General features: G+C 57.4%; 13 protein-coding genes. 8 read left to right on the top strand and 5 right to left on the bottom strand.

Translation table 11 applies throughout. The features are described from left to right. Positions 1-8: 8 nt before the first annotated feature. On the bottom strand, positions 9-974 hold the full coding sequence (locus tag OHL23_RS21475; RefSeq protein WP_263354015.1) for an MBL fold metallo-hydrolase: 966 nt from the start codon (positions 972-974) through the stop codon (positions 9-11). Between the two features lie 143 nt (positions 975-1117). Between OHL23_RS21475 and OHL23_RS21470 the strand changes: the two genes are divergently transcribed. Beyond that, entirely contained in the window at positions 1118-2509 is a 1392-nt protein-coding gene (locus tag OHL23_RS21470) for a sigma-54-dependent transcriptional regulator (RefSeq protein WP_263354014.1), read from the top strand. A 3-nt stretch (positions 2510-2512) separates the two neighbouring features. On the opposite strand, the gene OHL23_RS21465 is transcribed toward OHL23_RS21470, so the two are convergent. Next, positions 2513-3145 (bottom strand): toxin-antitoxin system YwqK family antitoxin, encoded by a 633-nt coding sequence (locus tag OHL23_RS21465; RefSeq protein ID WP_263354013.1) that lies wholly within the window; start codon positions 3143-3145, stop codon positions 2513-2515. A 155-nt stretch (positions 3146-3300) separates the two neighbouring features. Beyond that, positions 3301-6018: a glycoside hydrolase family 3 C-terminal domain-containing protein gene (locus OHL23_RS21460; protein WP_263354012.1), complete on the bottom strand. Its 2718-nt coding sequence runs from the start codon at positions 6016-6018 to the stop codon at positions 3301-3303. Positions 6019-6440: 422 nt separating this feature from the next. Between OHL23_RS21460 and OHL23_RS21455 the strand changes: the two genes are divergently transcribed. Then, positions 6441-9650 (top strand): FG-GAP-like repeat-containing protein, encoded by a 3210-nt coding sequence (locus OHL23_RS21455; protein WP_263354011.1) that lies wholly within the window; start codon positions 6441-6443, stop codon positions 9648-9650. Positions 9651-9680: 30 nt separating this feature from the next. Here OHL23_RS21455 and OHL23_RS21450 read toward each other — a convergent pair whose 3' ends face one another. Further along, complete coding sequence (locus OHL23_RS21450; RefSeq protein WP_263354010.1) at positions 9681-10739, bottom strand: hypothetical protein; 1059 nt, start codon at positions 10737-10739, stop codon at positions 9681-9683. A gap of 227 nt (positions 10740-10966) precedes the next feature. Here OHL23_RS21450 and OHL23_RS21445 point away from each other — a divergent pair, with 227 nt between their 5' ends. From OHL23_RS21445 to OHL23_RS21435, 3 genes are all read left to right on the top strand, one after another. Continuing rightward, positions 10967-11260 carry a hypothetical protein gene (locus OHL23_RS21445; RefSeq protein WP_263354009.1) on the top strand — a complete coding sequence of 98 codons (294 nt, stop codon included), beginning with the start codon at positions 10967-10969 and terminating at the stop codon, positions 11258-11260. 213 nt (positions 11261-11473) lie between these two features. Continuing rightward, positions 11474-14242 (top strand): TonB-dependent receptor, encoded by a 2769-nt coding sequence (locus OHL23_RS21440; RefSeq protein ID WP_263354008.1) that lies wholly within the window; start codon positions 11474-11476, stop codon positions 14240-14242. Between the two features lie 141 nt (positions 14243-14383). Further along, the gene (locus OHL23_RS21435) at positions 14384-15172 is read left to right on the top strand and encodes a hypothetical protein (protein WP_263354007.1); all 789 of its coding nucleotides are present in this window, start codon (positions 14384-14386) and stop codon (positions 15170-15172) included. Between the two features lie 5 nt (positions 15173-15177). On the opposite strand, the gene OHL23_RS21430 is transcribed toward OHL23_RS21435, so the two are convergent. After that, a complete protein-coding gene (locus tag OHL23_RS21430) occupies positions 15178-15693 on the bottom strand; it encodes an O-acetyl-ADP-ribose deacetylase (RefSeq protein WP_263354006.1) in 516 nt (171 codons plus the stop codon). Positions 15694-15886: 193 nt separating this feature from the next. Here OHL23_RS21430 and OHL23_RS21425 point away from each other — a divergent pair, with 193 nt between their 5' ends. The 3 genes from OHL23_RS21425 (at position 15887) to kdsA (ending at position 18992) form a co-directional block, all read left to right on the top strand. After that, positions 15887-17551, top strand: coding sequence for a CTP synthase (locus OHL23_RS21425; protein WP_263354005.1), 1665 nt, complete (start codon positions 15887-15889; stop codon positions 17549-17551). A gap of 234 nt (positions 17552-17785) precedes the next feature. After that, positions 17786-18079 carry a hypothetical protein gene (locus OHL23_RS21420; RefSeq protein ID WP_263354004.1) on the top strand — a complete coding sequence of 98 codons (294 nt, stop codon included), beginning with the start codon at positions 17786-17788 and terminating at the stop codon, positions 18077-18079. A 97-nt stretch (positions 18080-18176) separates the two neighbouring features. Next, entirely contained in the window at positions 18177-18992 is an 816-nt protein-coding gene (gene kdsA, locus OHL23_RS21415; protein ID WP_263354003.1) for a 3-deoxy-8-phosphooctulonate synthase, read from the top strand. Positions 18993-18996: the final 4 nt, after the last annotated feature.

Below are 18996 nucleotides of genomic sequence, written 5' to 3'. Positions count from 1 at the left end.
AGCCGATCTCAAACCTCGACAGCATCCCCCGGCTGAATCGCGAGAAACTTGCTCGGATCGACATGAGCCTCCGCCAGTTCGTGCGCCAGCAGAGCCGGCGGCTCCTCAGGTGGTTCATCCGCCAGGCGAAATGTGCCCCAGTGACACGCAATCGACAGCCGGGACCGGACATCGAGATGCACCTGAACCGCGTCCGCGGGGTTGAGATGCACCGGGTGCATCAGCCATCGAGGGGTGTAGGCCCCAATCGGGATCATGGCCAGATCGAAGCCGCCAAACTCTTCCCCTATTTCGCGAAAGATCGGCGAGTAGCCCGTGTCCCCTGCAAAATAAGCCGTCCGATCGGCGCTCTTGATCACCCAGCCGCACCAGTGGGTGCGATTTCGATCAAATAGCGTGCGGGCGGAGCCGTGCTGCGCCGGGACGCAATGAATCGTAAGCTCCTCGGAAAGCTGCGCGGACTGGCCCCAGGCAAGCTCGCGGCAGGAAGTAATGCCGCGCCTGCGAAACCAGCGGGAAAGCCCTTCGGGCGTCCAGTAGCGAACCCCGTTGCCCAGCTTGCGAATCGTAGGCAGATCAAGATGGTCGTAATGAGAGTGGCTGATCAGCACGTGGTCGATCGGAGGCAGATCGGCAAACCGAATTCCGGGTGGCGTTGAGCGGCGCATGCGCCCGACCGGAATCGGCTGGCAGTCTCCGAAGATCGGGTCCGTCAGGATATTGAGGCCCTGATGCTGGATCAGAAAGCTGGAGTGACCGATCCATGTAAGGCGAATCTGCGTCTTCTCTGGCGACCCGGCAGCCGGCTTTTGCGGAGGCGTGTGGAGCGCCCAACTCTTGCCGGGAGCCTTGATTGCGGGTGTTTCAGAGTTTTCGGAGGCCAAACCGAGCTTCCATCGTACAATCCCGGCGAAGTCATGGGCGGAGTGAGGATGAAGATTGTGAAATTTCGTTCGCCTGGTTCGTTTCAACATGATCGGCCCATTGAGTTAGGAATGCGGAAACCACGCACAAACCCTATTTTCCCACGTCCGGGTGATTCCGCCACTCGTCGCTCTGCGGCAACGCTCCAGAATACAATCGAAGTGCACCGGAAATCCTGTGAGACCGGACGGAAATGAACCACATTCTGATCGTCGATGACGAGACGGAGATTCGTACCTCGCTCGAAGAAATCCTTCGCGAAGAGGGATATGGCGTTGCAACGGCGGCCACTGCGGCGGAAGCGATCACGCTGCTGCAGGATGCTCCCTATGACGTTGTGCTGCTCGATATCTGGCTCCCAGATCGGGACGGCCTCGACGTCCTCGGCGATGTCCACGCATTGGCAATCGAGGCGCGCCCAGAAGTCGTCATCATCTCGGGCCACGGAACGATTGAGACGGCGGTAAGAGCAACCAAGCTCGGGGCCTACGACTTCCTCGAAAAGCCGCTGTCGCTGGAGCGGACGCTGATCGTGCTCAAGAACGCAGTCGAGGCCCGGCGACTTCGGCGGGACAATCAGGAGTTCAAGCGGCAGTTTTCCGTGCAAAGCGTTTTAACCGGAGAAAGCGTTCCGTCGAAGGCCCTGCGCCAGCAGATCCGGCTCATGGCTCCTACCAATGGGCGAGTGCTGATCTACGGCGAATCGGGAACCGGCAAGGAGCTGATTGCGCGCGCCATTCACGCCGAAAGCCTGCGCCGGGACAGCGTCTTCGTCGAGTTGAACTGCGCGGCAATTCCGGAGGCGCACATCGAGGCCGAGTTGTTTGGCGTGCGGCATGGCGCTTATCCGCTGGCGGCGGGATCGGGCAGCAACCTGGGTCCGCCAACGGCGAGTCCCGAGAAGCGCGGAACGCTGGAGCGCGCCGATGGGGGCACGCTGTTTCTCGATGAAGTCGGCGACATGAGTCTCAAGACGCAGGCCAAGGTTCTGTCAGCCTTAGACGAGCAGCTTTTTACGCCAGTTGGCGGAACGCAGCCGATTCGCGTGGATGTACGCGTGATCGCAGCGACCAATAAGAATTTGGAAGAAGAAATCCTCAAGGGAAACTTCCGCGAAGACCTTTTTTACCGGCTCAATGTTGTCCCGTTCTCCGTTCCTCCGCTTCGCGAGCGTAAGCAGGATATTCCGCCGCTCGTGCGCGAGTTTCTGCGCGAGTTCGGTCGGCAATACGGCCGCCCACGCATGGAGGTCAGCGAAGAAGCGCTGGAGGTGCTGGCGCAGCATAGCTGGCCCGGCAACGTGCGGGAGCTCAAAAATCTGGTCGAGCGGGTGCTGATCCTCAATCCGCGAGCTTTGCGCATAGAACGAAAGCACCTGCCGCCGCTGACGCAGCGATCCAGCGCGCGCATCAGCGAGGAGTTCTCGACGCTGCAACAGGCGCGGGACGCCTACGAGCGCGATTACATCCTAAAAAAAATGGAAGAGGCCAAAAGCAACGTGAGCCGCGCGGCAGAGCTGCTCGGCCTGGAGCGCAGCCATCTCTACCGCAAGATGAAAGCACTGGGAATCTCAGTTAGAGAGTAGCTTTCAGCCCCTAGCCGCTAGCTGGAGGCTGGCGGTTTGTTTGATTGCGACTCGAACTTCTGACGGGAATTTTCTTTGCGGAAGGTTGTCGATCTCACGGAACAACGGCAGATTAGGGTCTTGGGTACAGGCGCGGAGGTATTGCCGCTTGGAAACGCGTTCGTTCTTGACCCAATATTGGGGATAGCCGCGTCTCAGCCTGCCTTCGCTATTCCACAGTCGCCGAATGCCGTGCTGAAGGTTGTCCCAGAAGTGTGCTTCCTGATGAACGGATTTCTGGTCATCTTCAAGCCACCATTCAAAGCCATGCCACTTGCCGCCTTGGATGTATCGGGCCTCGTGGAGATATACAGACTTACCGGAATAGGTTTCACACCGCCAAAGGTCGATTCCGGTACCGCGTTTCATGGAATAGGTGCCAATCAGTCTTCCATTGTACCCAGACCATTGCTTCGCGACGCCATGAGAAAGGCCGTTTCGATAGGGCTCAGCGAAGGTGACTCTCAATAATCCGTCGAACCTGTCGTCGAAGTAATACATGGTCCCGTGAGGCACGCCATTCTTCCACGGGGTCTCGGAGCCCATTAAGCCATCTTGAGCGAACCAACGAACGCCAACCACTTCATCGCCGAGCACATACTCTACCTTTTGCTTCTTCCCAGTAGATTGATGAGTGGAAACTACGCGCTCCAGGGCTGCTTTCGGAATTGAGGAACGATAGTGCTTCATTTATTGCCGACCCCATCGATCTCAAATCAGGCGAGCACCTTCAACCCATGATCCTTACTGAGTTATTCCGAAAGCTTCAAAGTTCCGTCCACCGAAAACTCTCCACTTACAGTTGCAGCACTGGTCTTCGGCTGGCCTCCGCCGACCGACACGGTGTATTTACCGGCGGCGATGATCGGATCGCCGTCCTCCGTGACCATGTTCAACTCGCGCGGACGCAGTTCGAACTTGACAGTCTGGCTCGCGCCTGCGTCCAGATGCACTCGCTTGAATCCGCGCAAGGCCCGGATTGGCGCGCCTTTGACATCCGGGAAGCTGAGATAAAGCTGCGCCACCTCGTCGCCGGCCTTCGAGCCGGAGTTGGTGACCGTAACCTCCGCAGTAAGCGGGTCGCCAGCCTTCAGAGGCGTTGTAGGCAGCTTCAGGTTGCTATAACTGAAGGTCGAATAACTCAGCCCATATCCGAAGGGATAAAGCGGCGTGCCCTCGAAGTAGCGATAAGTTCGCCCATGCATCGAGTAGTCTTCGAAATGCGGCAGTTGACTTACATCCTTGTAGAAGGTTAGCGGCAGCCTTCCCGCTGGATTGTTCTTGCCGCTCAACGTTTCCGCAACCGCACCGCCGCCTTCTTCGCCGGAGTACCAGGCTTCAAGGATCGCGTTCGCATGTTGATTGGCCCAGTTGACGCCGAGCGCGCTGCCATTCATCAGCACCACGACAAGCGGCTTGCCCGTGGCAGCGACTGATTCGAGCAGTTCTTCCTCCGGATGCGGAAGATCGAGGCTAGTGCGGTCGCCGCCCAGAAATCCCTCCTCGCTGACGGGCATCTCTTCGCCCTCAAGCTGGCTTGTAATTCCGACAACGGCTACGACCACATCCGCGTTCTTAGCCGCCGCGGCCGCAGCCGGTGAGGGCTTCATGTCGACCGGGGACCAGATGAGTTGGAGTTTGGGCTTGGACGCCGCTCCGCCTCCAAAGCTCATCGCCGCATATTGAACCTTGATTTCAACCTTCTTGCCCTTTTCCAGATGGATACGGCCCGTCTTGGCTTCGGCACCTGCGGTCTGATATTCCTGCGCGACCTGCTTGCCGTCGGCGGTCAGCGAGGCAAAGCCGTCGGCGAGGAACCCGAGATTGTATTCACCGGTTTCGCTGGGAGTGAGAAAGCCGGACCAGCCGACTAGCAGGGGCACCTTACCGTCGGTTTCTTTGGGAAGAGACTCGCCCGTGTAATCGGCCTTTGCGATCACGCGGCTGGCGAGAGGCGTTGGTTTGCCGCCCATCAAGTCCCCTGTCGAGAAATCCTCCTTTAGACCAGGCTTGCCGTCAGGGGTGGTCAGCAGCGCGGCAGGTACAGGAACACCCTCGGCGCGCAGAAACTGCGTTCCTGGGACGTAGTTGATGGTGGCGGAAGGGAACTCGGCTTTGAGCCCTTCCATCACGCTTACGGTATGCGTTGGCACGCCGTTGTAGTTGCCAAGCAGCACTTTGGTCTGGTCGGCCAGCGGTCCAACAACGGCAATTTTCAGAGCCCCTGTCTTCAGCGGCAGCACGCCATCGTTCTTGAGCAACACCATGGACTCGTTAGCCAGCTTGCGCGCCAGCGCACGATGCTCCGCCGAGTCCATCTCCTTCTCATCGATCTTCGTGTACGGCACCATGTCAGGTGGATCGAACATGCCCAGCCTGATGCGCGCCGTGAAGAGCCGTCGCAGCGTGGTATCGATCTCGCTTTCGTTCAAATAGCCCTGCTTCACCGCGTCCACGTAGGGTTTGTAATCATGGTCGTCTGTTACCTTGGCGAAGAAGTCGGCGCACTCGTTGTCCATGCCTCTTCGCAACGAGATAGCAGAGGCCTGCGCCTGAGTAGGCCGGAAGTGGTGTCCGTTGAAGATGTCTATTACCGCGCCGCAGTCCGAAACGACATATCCGTTAAAGCCCCAAAAGCCTCGCAACTCGCGCTGAAGCAGGAACTCGTTGGCGCATCCGGGCTGGCCGTTGATCGAGTTATAGGAGCACATGACGGAACCCGCCTTGCCCTCGGTTACCGCGGCGCGGAAGGCCGGCAGATAAGTATCCACCTCGTCGTGCTTGCTCACATCCACATCGGCAAAGTGCCGCGTCGGCTCCGGTCCGCTATGCACTGCAAAGTGCTTGGGCGTTGAAATGACGCGATAGTACTTCGGATCATCACCCTGCATTCCCGTTACAAAGGCGACGCCCATGCGGCCTGTCAGGAATGGATCTTCGCCATAGGTTTCCTGGCCTCGGCCCCAGCGCGGATCGCGAAAGATGTTGATGTTCGGAGCCCAGAAATCGAGCCCTTCAAAGATATTGCTGTGCCCGGCGCGCACATCCTGCGCATGCTTGATGCGGCCCTCGGTGCTGATGGCGATGGCCATCTGGTGGATCGTCTCTGGATCGAAGGTCGCGCCAAGGCCGATCGGCTCCGGAAACTCCGTCGTGCCATTGACCGCAACGCCGTGCAGGCTTTCGCTCCACCAGTCATAAGCGGGCACGCCGAGCCGCGGAACGGCGCGCGCCTGGTTTACCAACTGGGTCGCTTTTTCTTCGAGGGTCATGCGATGAATCAGGTCGTCAACACGCTGCTCGATGGGCAGCGCGGGATTCATGTAGGGCAGATTGGATGCGTCCTCCATGGGCTGCGATGCGGAGGCAGCAGGCTGTTGCGTCCTCGCTTTCGGAGTGGCCAGGAATCCCGAAACTGTAAGAGCCGCTGCCAGCCAGAGCAGTCTTTTCCTTGAAGGACCGATCGACATGTTCCCTCCGCTTAAATCGATTTATCGAACTGAAATGCGAATGGGCTCAAAGCTACGCGTCGCGGCTATCGGTTGTAAATGGTAATCCTGTAAAGATTTGTAATCGAGCGGAACGCAGTCACTTCTGCGGGGAGACGAAGATGCTGGGGATTTCGCTGCGAGACCGGGTATCTCACACGGATTTGGTTATGGGATTGATACCACGACATCACGGGCGAATTTATAACCGAAGTCGAAGCCTATCGAGTACTTTTTATACGTCGGATATTTGACCAGGCCACGAGTCAAAGTAATCCTTGAATCATAAGAAGCAGATATATGTTATCTGAGCTAAATTTGCGATTTATGTTTCCCTATCCAAAACCAATGCTATACTCCGGCACGGGCTAATGTAACGGGCGTCGATAGGAGTGCGCCTTTATATGAAGACCAAACTGAGAGCATTGATCGGCTTTGAGTATCTCCTGACTCTTTCCTTCGTTGCCTTCTCGCTGACTCCCGTCGCCATTGCCGCAGCTTCAAAGCCGTTATTTCCTGTTTTACCCACGGTGCCATTCCCCGCCAATGTTGCGCCGCGGCAAACTGTGACAGGAGATTTCAACGGCGATGGGTTACCGGATATTGCCTATCTTGGGACCCTGACAACTGGCACGGCAAACCTGGTGCAAGGGATCACGGTTCTGCTGAATCAGGGGGATGGGAACCCGCCAAAGACTGTTACCACTAACGGCTTGAATTGTACTTCCGTCGCCTCTCTCTATGCCGTTGACATGAATAACGACAAGATTCTCGATGTCGTTTTCGCATGTAACGGAAACGTAGCAGTGATGCTCGGCAAGGGCGATGGCAGCTTTGGCGCCCCAACGATTACTGCAGCAATTGGAATAATCCAAATCGCGCAGCCGGTGGATCTGAATGGAGACGGATACCCAGATCTTGTCGCAAACGAATTAATAGGGGGACCGATACCCTCACCTACGGAGAGCGTGGTTGCTGTTTTCCTGAACAAGGGCAGCGGGAGTGGTGGAGCGCTTCTGCCTCCAGCGACCTATAGTGCTCCTTTGGTCACCGATTCTGTGGTTATCGGAGACTTCAATGGAGACGGCAAGCAGGACGTCCTCATTTCCATAGATCCCGTAGATGAGGAGCCTGTGCTGTCTTCATTTTTCCTCTACATCGGCAACGGAGACGGAACACTCCAGAATGCAGTCCCGGTAGCGGTTAGTGCTCCGGTAGCGCTTGGCTTTGGCTCTCCCATGCTCGCAGCCGACTTGAATCACGACGGCATAACCGACCTGGTGTACGTGACTTCGCCTGCGTTTTCGACAACGCCCGGTCCGGCGGCAGTGCAGGTTCTGTTGGGTAATTCGAGTGGACAATTTGATTTGGGCGCCAACATTCCATTGAGTTGGTATGATTTCGGGGCTGGTGGCACAGGGCTTGCATTTGCCGGCGCAACAGGCAGTGGTAATGACCTCGACCTGGTGGTAACGAACGATCAGGCCACAATTCTGCTCGGAGACGGTAACGGCGGTTTCACTTTCGGCCCCTCCTACGCTCTAAGCGGCCCCGTGTCTCCTGTTCCTGCCGCTGGCGGTAAGACGAATCTCCTCTTCTCCGGCGGCGATTGGATGGCAGGCTCTTCTTTCATGACGATAGTGACCGGGAATGGAGATGGCACTTTCAACGCGCTTCCGACTCTGCCTGGCGGTTCTACGGTAACAGCGGACTTAAACGGAGATGGTCTCACAGATGTGCTTGAACTCAATACGGATCCACTTGAGTTCGATGGAACCATCCTGATTGGGGCCATAAGCCGAGGCGATGGAACGTTCTTGGCTCTGGAACCGGGAACTGCGATCCCAAACGGCGCGAATATCGTGTTGGCTGGAGATTTCAATGGGGACGGGAAGATTGATGCTGTGGTAATCAACAGCAACCCGGCCCCTCTGGAAGGCGCACTGGCCTACTTCCTTCAAGGGAACGGCAATGGTACGTTTCAGCCGCCCGGACCGGCATTTGACCTAGGGTCTTCGGAAGTTGAGTTTCTCGTTTCAAACGCGGTCACTGGCGATTTCAATGGAGACGGAAAGCTCGATTTTGCCTTTTCCTGGTCGGCTGAAGTCGATGCAGCTCTCAGTTACGGTCTCGTTATCCTCCTCGGAAACGGAGACGGAACGTTTGGTTCGCCCATCACCGTTAATGCATTCTCGGTTACAGCTGGAACTCCGGTTTACGCCGCTGATCTCAATGCCGCGGATCTCAATATGGACGGCAAAACGGACCTGGTCTGGAATGGGAATGCCTACCTGAGTAACGGCGACGGGATATTTAACGTTGTGCCACTCAATAGCTCGATTGGGCCGAACCCCGTATTGGCTATTGGGGACCTGAATGGCGACGGGATCCCGGACCTGGTTGACGCATCTGGCGTCTATGCGGGGAAGGGGGACGGGACGTTTTCGGCCACCCCGTTCTACACAATTCCTGTATCCGGAGCCGATCCCGTACTTATCGGGGACGTCAACGGGGATGGACATCCGGATCTTTTGACTGTGATTTCCAACGGCGGAGTCGGGCCTTCGAGCGTATTCGTATTGTTGGGAGACGGTAAGGGTAACTTTACCGCTGACAGCAATACCTACTACATCGGCTTTCTCACGGATTCCATTCAATTTACGACTGCGGCCCTGGGGCGATTTAACAGCAAGGCGCCCGTTCTGCCAGGTGACCCGGCACTGGATTTTGTGGCATTCACAAACGGGGGGTCAACAGTCCTCCTTAACCAGACAAATTCAGCGCCCACTGGCCCAACTCTCCTGCCTTCCTCGACTAATCTCACGGTCTCGCCAACCAGCGCCGACGACGAGGGGCAATCGCTCACATTAACTGCGGCCGTCATGGCCTACAATCCGACCGGTACTGTCACGTTCGCTTCAGGAAGCACCACACTCGGAACCGCGAACCTCAGCAACGGAGTCGCGACGCTTTCCGCTTCGTTTTCCACTGCGGGAAGTTACCCCGTAATCGCGAGTTATTCGGGCGACGCCAATAACTCAGCCAGTTCCTCAGGCCCGGTTACGGTCACAATCATTCCGCCAGGCTTCACCGCATCAGCCTCGCCCACTTCAGCCACCATTACGGACGGGCAGTCTGCAACCACCACTATCACCATTACTCCCACGGGCGGCTACAGCGGAACAGTCGACTTTTCATGCGGCACACTACCGGCTAAAGCCTCCTGCACCTTTGCGCCAGTTTCTGCCACTCCCACTGGCGGAGCCACAGCCGCGACTCTGCTGACAGTTTCCACGACAGCCTCCACAACTTCAACTTCCATGATGCGGAGAATCGCCGGACCGCTGCAGGGCATTGCCCTCGCCGGTATCCTCGGCCTTGCATTCTCTCCGAGACGCATCTGGACGATACACCGTCGGATGATGTGCGGGACGATGTTGCTGCTCATCGCCGGCTGCTTCATTTCGTTCTCAGCGTGTGGTTCCGGTTCATCATCGCCGCCTCCGACCACGATTCCCGGCACACCTACAGGCACGCAAACCATCACTGTGTCAGCAAAAGACTCTGCCGGTGGCCCATCGCAAATACTGACCTTTACCGTCATGATTCAGTGAATTCAGCGGATAGATAGTCGGAAATCCCAGTTACTTCGCATCGATAGGCCCGATGGCGGATTCATTCAACCCGGCGCGCGGATTGACCTGAAAATCCCACACACTGGCGTTCATATCTTTCGAGGAGAGTATCTCGACCAGCGCGTATTCGCCGATGAGCAACGGTTCTTTCGGCGTGAGTTTGAGCCAGTGTTTGCCGGGCAGGACTTCGGCGGTCGCAGGAATCACGTTCTCGTCCTGGGTGACGTCGCCAGTTGGACTGACGTGGACCGTACCGACAATGCGGACGGACTTGCGCATGTCGACGCGGACGATGGCGAAGCCGGATTTGGCCGAGGTTGCTCCGCGCTTGGGATGCGCCACCGACGACGCGCCGTGTGTATCGACTGTCAGCGAGTGTGCGGTGACCTGATCTCCCGCCACCCGGGCGTCGTCCGGCGAATCCAGAGACAAGTAGAGAGTCGGTTCGTTGACGTGCAGATGTACCTTTGCCGCCGGGCCTTCGAGTTCGACATGCGCGGTTTGGCCCTGGAGCGGCAGAACCGACCGGATGCCGTGCTGGCGGGCCATTTGCAAATCGCCGGTGGAAGGAACCAGTTCAATCAATTGCGGAGTGCCCTGGAACTCGTCGAGGATAAAGACGCCGTCCTGATCCGGCAGAGTGAGGCCGCGCGCGACCTCGGGCATGCGGTCTTTCTGCGCCAGCCGCTCGGCAGCCTCTTCCTTGTCAATCGCCGCGGCTTCCTCCATGGCAGGCGATTGGGCCTCAGTCGCAGCCTGCTCGGCTTGCTGTTCCCATTTGTGCGTGGCCGGCCAGTCGACGAGATCATTCGGAAGCTCCTCCCAGTCTCCGCCGCGCTCGACGGAGATATACCGGACGCGGTCTCCGATTACCTCGTATTTGCGAACGATCTGATAGGTTCCATCCTTGAGAATGAGCCGGTGGTTGACCTGCACTCCCGGAACCTCCGGCTTTAGTGGAAGAGGCGTCTTGTTCTGCTTGGCGTCACTGCTCTGAGCCATCGCCGCCGAACCGCCGAACACAGCCAGGAATGTCCCGCACAGTACTCCGCCAAGGCAAAAAGACACGACCACGCCCGTGAACGTTGTTCCTGAAACGCGAGATCCGGAGTCGCGAAGCATAGGGCGAACCATTGAACGCAAGTTTAGACGAAACCGCGCTAAGTTGGTCTTTGCGATTTTATTTAGACAAAACCGGGTCATTTTCGTACAGCCAATTCCACTCCGTGCGCCTCAAATCTGTGTATCCTTAGTAGAGTAGGCCCACTCTAATGGAAACCGGCGTCGAGCGACAAGTGAGCAGAACTGGCGATCGCAGTCCCTGGACTGTGCGCGCAACTTCTCTTATCTGCCTGGTGCTGCTGACCCTCCTGACTTTTGTTCAGGCGACTCACTTCCATCCCACAACCTCGGATGCCGATCGTTGCCCAATCTGCGTGGTGATGCATTCGGCCGCGCCAGTTGTGGCCGTTGCGGCCGTCATTGTTTTCGTACGAAGCTCTTCGCCGGTTCCAGTGCCGGTAGAGCACGTAGTCGTTAGGCGATGGCACTACACGTTGTTCAATCGCCCCCCTCCCACGGAAGCCTAAGATGCCAGGACGACGCGTACGCAGTTTTAGCAACTTATAACTGCGGCGATCGCGTTTCCTGAAGAAGGCGCCGGCCAAACCCACCACAGCCAATCTGAAACGCGTACAGCGAATCGGGGTTGAGGATGGGTCGTACAGGTAGAACAAGACGCCCGCAGCCATTCAGGAAACAAACCAGCACGACGCATTCCTACTCATGTGGAGGTAATTCCTATGCCGTACACTCGCGGCTCCCTATTTCGACTCTTCGCCTTATTCCTTATTTTTGCCGCCGCTTTGCCTTTGTTGTCCCAGTCCGGAGGCCGTTCCGGAACTGTGTCTGGAACTGTGACCGATGGGACTGGAGCTGTGGTGACTGGTGCAAAGGTCTCCATGATGAATCCGGTCAGCGGCTACAACAGGGAAGCCGTTACCGATACGACCGGTGTATACAGATTCGCCAACGTCCCATTTGACTCCTATCACATGGTCATTTCCGCTCCGGGGTTCAACGCGTACACCCGCGATGTGGATGTGCGCTCGACAGTTGCCGTGAGCCTCACGGATTCACTCAAGATCGGAACGGCGACGACCTCCGTGACTGTAGATGCCGGCGATCTTCTTTCGCCTGATGCGACCTTTCATACCGATCTGGATCGGGGACTCTTTGACAAACTGCCACTGGAAAGCCAGTCCTCTTCTCTGAGTTCTCTCGTGACGCTTTCGTCTCCCGGCGTTGCGGCTGACTCCAACGGCCTTTTCCACGGGCTTGGCGATCATGCCTCCAATTCATTCTCGATCGATGGCCAGCCGATCACCGATCAGCAGAGCAAAGTCTTCTCCAACCAGATTCCGTCGAACTCAGTGCAGTCGATCGAGGTAATTTCGGGAGCGCCGCCCGCTGAGTTTGGCGGCAAAACCAGCCTTGTTATCCAGGTGACAACGCGTTCGGGCCAGGGCGAGACAAAGCCGACAGGTAGCGTCACCACGTCGTACGGGTCTTTCGGGTCGGCGAGCGGTGGAATTGACCTGGGTTACGGAGGCAAGAACTGGGGCAATTTTATCGAAATCGATGGCCTGAACACGGGGCGATTCCTTGATCCCCCCGAGTTCAAGGTGTTTCATGACAAGGGCAACGAACAAAACGCATTTGACCGCATTGATTGGAACTTTAACCAGAAGGATTCAATCCATCTGAACTTTAATTACAGCCGGTCCTGGTTCCAGACGCCGAATAGCTACGACAACATCAATGTTCAGAATGTGCTCAATCCGATGGCGGATGGGACGAGCGCCAATCCAGTCATCGGCAGCGTGGGCAACACCGACCAGCGGTCGCAGATCGGAACCTTCGATATTGCTCCCACCTACACGCGGGTAATTAACAACTACGCCGTCTTCAACTTTGGCCCGTACGTGCGCAGAGATGCATACAACTACTATCCGAGCAACAATCCACTCGCGGATCGTGGCGCGCTCGACTTGCAGACATCCTCGATCGGCCAGTATCGAACGTTGACGAACGCGGGCGTGCACACAGACCTTTCGTATTCGCGGGGAATCAACACGGTCAAGATCGGCGCGAACTACTCGCAGACTTTTCTGAATGAGAACGACGCCCTGGGAGTCGTCAATCCTCTCTACAACGCTCCATGCGTGGATGCAAACGGCAATCCTCTTGCAGGTTATGCCAGTCCGGATACCTGCGGAGACAACGCGCCGAATCCCAGCTATATTCCTGTTCTGGCGCCGTACGATCTGACACGCGGTGGAATGCTGTACAACTTTGCCGGCCACACCGATGTGAAGGAGATTGCACTCTACGCGCAGGACCAGATTCAGTTGGGCAACTGGCTCTTCAACGCCGGTATCCGCGGCGATCTGTACAACGGTTTGGCTGTCGCACGTCAGGCAGAGCCACGAGTCGGAATGTCGTACAAGGTTAAGCCCACCAGCAGTGTGTTGCGGGTTTCGTATGCAAGGACGCTGGAGTCTCCCTTCAATGAGAATCTGGTGCTCTCCAGCCAGGGATGCTCGAATGCTGTGCTCTCTCCGCTGTTGGCCTGCCAAGGTGGCACCGGTACGTTGCAACCGGGATTCCGCAATGAGTTCCACGCCGGTCTGCAACAGGCCTTCGGCAAGAACCTGGTGCTCAGCGGGGACTACATCTGGAAGTACACTCACAACGCATTCGACTTCAGCGTGCTCGGCAACACGCCGATTACTTTCCCCATCGACTGGCACAACTCGAAGATCCCGGGATTTGATCTTCGCGCCGACGTGCCCAACTTCCACAACTTTACGGCTTTTGTCGTCATGTCTTCGGTGGCGGCGCGGTTCTTCCCGCCGCAGGTAGCCGGCGCAGGCGCGACGGTGGGCCAGACGGGATATCCATTCCGTATTGACCACGACGAAAAGTACAATGAAACGACTCACGTCCAATATCAGCTGCCCTTCAGCATCGGGCGCACTGCCGCTCCCTGGATCAGCTTTAACTGGCGCTATGACAGCGGTCTGGTCGCCGGTAGCGCTCCGTGCTATGGAACCGCAGCCAACGACCCAAACACCCCCTGTGCACTTTCTTCCACTACGACGCAAGATGGCCAGCCTGGTATCCAAATGGTGAATGCGTTGGGCATTCCGCTCACCGCCGATCAGGAGTTTGAGGCTGGCTTCGCCTGCAATGGCGTAAAGGCCACTCCGTACCTCGCGCTTCCAAACGTCTGCCCGGCCACGCAGTTCACTTCGAGCCTGATCAGCATCCCTGCGCCAAACACGGGCGACAACGATAAGAACCCGCAGCGCATCGCGCCCCGTAATGTCTTCGACGCATCGATTGGTGAGGACAACCTCTTCCACGGCGATAAGGACAAATGGAGCCTGCGCTTGTCAGCGGTCAACATCTCTAACAAATACGCTCTGTATAACTTCCTCTCCACCTTCAGCGGTACGCATTACCTGACTCCGCGCGCGTTGACGGCCGAGATCGGATTCCACTTTTAGTCACGACAACTAACCAGGGCCAACTAACCAGGACCATCACTTGCGGGCGTGAACCCGAAGGCGCAAACTGCCTTTATGGTTCCCGCCCGCATTTTTCTTTTGTCGCTTCTCTTTGCAGCGGTTTTTAGCAGTGGCGAGATCTTGTCTCCTGCCCAGTCCGCCGCCCAGCCAGCGGCCCAGTCTGCGGCCAGGAGCCTTCCTCCGGAAGAGTTGACCATGCTCAATCTTCAGGTTGGCTGGGACGATGCCGTGCCCAGTGCACAAAACCCATCCGGTCTGCGCATGAGCTTCACTTTGATCGACACAGATGCCTTTGTCTCGTACAACCTGGTTCATCACGTCGCGCGTTATCGGGCCTTTGCCCCCGGTGCGCCAGCGGATCAGGTCTATTCGCTGTCAAGCTGGAAGATCGGGTCGGAAGTACAGACGATCTACGATCAGGTCTACGTCAATGCAAAAGGTTTGCTGATGCTTCATAAGCCTCGTCCAGACCAGCAGGACAAGGATGCGGTCGACAGCCAGGACGAGATAGAACTCTCCCTTGAAGCAGCGCGCGGCGAACCAGTCCGGTATGTGCTCACAACCGCTGACGGAAAGCTGCTCGTTCCCGGCACCGTAGTCCCTTATCCAATCGAGAGCAAGGACGGAAATTGCCGTCTCGAAGCAAGACTCGGAATGCCGGACGCCGAAGCAGTGCTCATCTACGTTGACGGACTCGCACCGAAAGCCGACGTGCCCTTCCAGGAAATCTCGGAAGGCGAATCGCACGCCTCCATCTTTCACACCAACCCACGCGGACATGCAGCCGCCGTCGATCTGCCCTTTGTTGTGAGTAAAGCTGCCGGGATCTTGAAGGTCTCAGTAGCGACGAAAGGATGCACGGCTACCGTCGAGATTCCATGGGGCAAGGATAGCTACCACGCCCAATAATCCAATCACAGCATGCGGCCCACGATTCGCTGGTAAGTTTCGTAGACCACGTCGCCAAAACAGGCAAAGATCACGCGCTCGATTTCGCGATTCGCGTTCAGTTCAGCGACCGTCTCGCGCACGGCGATCTCCGTCGCCAGATCGACCGGGTAGCCGTAAATCCCGCAACTGATCGCCGGAAACGCAAGACTGCGTAAGCCGCGCTCGCGTGCGATTGCAAAACAGGCCCTGTAGCAGCTCGCCAGCAACTCCGGCTCCCGATCGTCTCCGCCTCGCCAAACCGGACCGACCGTGTGGATCACATATCTGGCGGGAAGGAGATAGCCTTTGGTGAGCTTGGCCTGCCCCGTCTTGCAGCCGCCGAGCAGCCTGCACTCGTGAAGCAAATCCGGTCCTGCCGCTCGATGGATGGCTCCGTCCACGCCGCCCCCACCAAGCAGGGAACTGTTGGCCGCGTTGACGATCGCGTCCACAGCCAGGGTGGTGATATCGGTCTTCAGAATCGTGATGTTTTCGATCATGGTGGGCCGCCACGGATGCCCGCGCTTTGCAATCAGCACTTTATCCCAAATAAAAGTCTAGTCCCGCCCGCAGCCCCAAGCCAGACGGACATTGGCCTATTTTCCGGCTTTATTTCAAATAGCCAATCTGTCATACTTGATTGTGCCCACCCGGTACGTCCAATCCCAACATTCCAATCAAGAGGTCGCACCCATGTCGGCAAAGTACATCTTTGTTACGGGCGGAGTCGTGTCCAGTTTAGGCAAGGGGCTGGCCGCAGCCTCCATCGGTTGCCTGCTCGAAAGCCGCGGTTTGAAGGTCAACCTGATGAAGTTTGACCCCTACCTGAACGTCGATCCCGGCACCATGTCGCCCTTCCAGCACGGCGAAGTCTTCGTCACCGACGACGGCGCGGAAACCGACCTGGATCTCGGTCATTATGAACGGTTTACTCACGCTCACCTTAGCCGCGAAAACAACCTGACCACAGGCCGCATCTACGAACAGATCATCCTCAAGGAGCGGCGCGGCGACTACCTCGGCAAGACCGTCCAGGTCATCCCCCACGTTACCAACGAGATCAAAAACGCCATGCGCAAGGTCGCCTCGCATGGCGCGGACGTCGTCATCGTCGAAATCGGCGGCACCGTCGGCGATATCGAATCGCTGCCGTTTCTCGAAGCCATCCGCCAGATGCGCCAGGAACTGGGCCGCGAAAATACCGTCTTCGTTCATGTAACACTCGTCCCGTGGATCGCCGCCGCGCAGGAGTTGAAGACCAAGCCAACCCAGCATTCAGTCAAGGAACTGCTCTCCATCGGCATCCAGGCCGACATCCTCCTCTGCCGAACTGACCGCTACCTCGCGCGGGAGATGAAGTCCAAAATCGCCGCCTTCTGCAACGTCGAAGAGCGAGCCGTGGTCACGGCCAAGGACGTGGAGTCCATCTACGAATGCCCGCTCGTCTTCGCCCAGGAAGGCGTCGATGCCCTGGCTCTGAAATATCTCCACCTTGATGCCAGAGAGCCGGACCTGAGCAAATGGAAGGACATCGTCGACCGGGCCTACAACCCCAAGGACAATGTTTCGATCGCGATTGTCGGCAAGTACGTCGAATACGAAGACAGCTACAAGTCTCTGAAAGAAGCCCTCGTGCACGGCGCGCTTGCCCACAATCTCAAACTCCAGGTCACATGGATCGAAGCCGAGGGCCTTGAATCGAAAGAGCCCGGCGACCGCAGCTACGAGCAGCAGCTTGCCGGTTTCGATGGAATCCTCGTCCCCGGGGGCTTCGGCAAACGAGGCATCGAGGGAATGCTGAACGCCATCCGCTACGCTCGCGAAAACAAAGTCCCGTACTTCGGCATCTGCCTCGGAATGCAGACCGCGTGCATCGAGTTTGCGCGCAATGTCTGCGGGCTCAAAGCCGCCAATTCCAGCGAATTCGACCCAGCCGCCGAACATCGTGTCATTTACAAGCTGCGCGAACTGCTCGGCGTTGAAGAGATGGGCGGAACGATGCGCCTCGGCGCGTGGGACTGCATACTGGAACCGGGTTCGCTCGCATCCAAAGCCTACAGCGCGACTGAGATCAGCGAGCGCCATCGGCACCGTTATGAGTTCAACCGCGAATACGAGGCCCTGCTCTCCGGCGGCGGCCTGCGCCTCACGGGCACGACTCCTGATTCAACCTACGTTGAGATCGTCGAAATCCCCGATCATCCCTTTTTCCTTGGCTGCCAGTTCCATCCAGAATTCAAGTCCAAGCCGCTGGAGCCGCATCCGCTCTTCCGCGACTTTGTGGCGGCAAGTTATCGGAACCGGATCGCTCAGGGGAAATCAGTCTCATCCGAGGCATTGGTTTCAGAGACGAAATAGCGCTCCCACGCGGCGGCACTAGGGAACTCCGCGATCGCATAAAATACGTCCGGCTGGGCAAGCATTTGTTTCCTCGCCGGACGTAGTAATCATCCGATAGTTCCGCACCCATCCCACCTCTGGGTCAAGGCGAAAGCCCACCTGCACTGTTAGCCTTACCGCAAGCCAGACCAATTGAGGAGCGGCCAGATTGCTAACTCAATCGAGTAAGATGCTTGGCTTCCGGAGAAGAGAATGGGTATCTTGAATTTATTTGTATCCAGAAAAGCCACGTCGAATTCACAGTCGAGTTCCGCTGCGGGATTGAATCGCAACCCGTCTGAAGTTCACCAGGTAGGAATCCATTCAAAGCCAATGGACATGGAAACCTATCATGCGAGCGACGAGAAAGAATGGCTTAAATATCTAGGTCAGGCTCTGCGCACCTACAGGAAGCCAGGGCTCTCCATGCAAGAGGAGTATCAGCTATGGCGTTCTGCTCGTGCCGAGAGCAGGGCGATGGCGGCTGCCAACGCCAGGTCTAACTAGCTTTCGACACGATCGGCGAAGCAGCTAAGGTCGCAATTTCGGAGCGCGATCCGCAGCCTGCCAAAGGCTCACAAGTCAAAACGATACAATCTTTACTGTGAGCCATACGTTTGAAATCGGGCCGGTGCAGGTTGGGGCAGGGAAGTTGTTCCTCATCGCCGGCCCCTGCGTGATTGAGTCAGAAATCCATGTGCGTACCATGGCGGACGCGATCCAGCGGATCACCTCCGACCTCGGGATTCCATACATCTTCAAAGCCAGCTACGACAAGGCCAATCGCACCTCGGTCAAGAGCTTCCGTGGACCGGGGCTCGTAGAGGGCACGCGGATTCTTGGCGCGCTGGCCAAAGCGACCGGTCTCCCGGTACTGACAGACGTGCACGAGCCAGGACACTGCGAAATCGCCGCAGAAGCCGTCGACGTCCTCCAGATTCCAGCCTTTCTATGCCGCCAAACCGATCTTCTGGTCGCCGCAGGCAAAACCGGCCGCGCCGTCAACATTAAAAAAGGCCAGTTTGTCGCGCCCTGGGATATGCAGTACCCGGTGGAAAAGATGCGGTCGACCGGCAATGAGCGGGTGTTTCTGACCGAGCGCGGCGCCAGCTTCGGCTACAACACGTTGGTGGTGGATTACCGCTCCCTGCCGGTCCTGCGAAGCTTCGCGCCAGTCGTCTTTGACGGCACACACTCGGTCCAGCAGCCCTCAGCCGCAGGCGGAGTTAGCGGCGGTCAGCCGGAATTCATTCCTCTGTTGGCGCGCGCAGCCGTCGCCGCAGGCGTGGACGGCCTCTTTCTGGAAGTCCACGACGACCCGGCCAACGCCAAGTCAGACGGCGCCAACGCCCTGAATCTGAATAAACTGAAGCCGCTTCTCGAAACGCTGCTCGCGATTCATCACGCCGCTCGCGGATAATTGA

Source organism: Acidicapsa acidisoli (assembly GCF_025685625.1).
GTDB lineage: Bacteria > Acidobacteriota > Terriglobia > Terriglobales > Acidobacteriaceae > Acidicapsa > Acidicapsa acidisoli.
This window is presented reverse-complemented; position numbering and strand designations above follow the sequence as displayed.

Bases quoted from the DNA above. Each gene is read 5' to 3' on its own strand.
- OHL23_RS21475 (WP_263354015.1), bottom strand. From the start codon at position 974: ATGTTGAAACGAACCAGGCGAACGAAATTTCACAATCTTCATCCTCAC.
- OHL23_RS21470 (WP_263354014.1), top strand. From the start codon at position 1,118: ATGAACCACATTCTGATCGTCGATGACGAGACGGAGATTCGTACCTCG.
- OHL23_RS21460 (WP_263354012.1), bottom strand. From the start codon at position 6,018: ATGTCGATCGGTCCTTCAAGGAAAAGACTGCTCTGGCTGGCAGCGGCT.
- OHL23_RS21455 (WP_263354011.1), top strand. From the start codon at position 6,441: ATGAAGACCAAACTGAGAGCATTGATCGGCTTTGAGTATCTCCTGACT.
- OHL23_RS21440 (WP_263354008.1), top strand. From the start codon at position 11,474: ATGCCGTACACTCGCGGCTCCCTATTTCGACTCTTCGCCTTATTCCTT.
- OHL23_RS21430 (WP_263354006.1), bottom strand. From the start codon at position 15,693: ATGATCGAAAACATCACGATTCTGAAGACCGATATCACCACCCTGGCT.
- OHL23_RS21425 (WP_263354005.1), top strand. From the start codon at position 15,887: ATGTCGGCAAAGTACATCTTTGTTACGGGCGGAGTCGTGTCCAGTTTA.
- OHL23_RS21420 (WP_263354004.1), top strand. From the start codon at position 17,786: ATGGGTATCTTGAATTTATTTGTATCCAGAAAAGCCACGTCGAATTCA.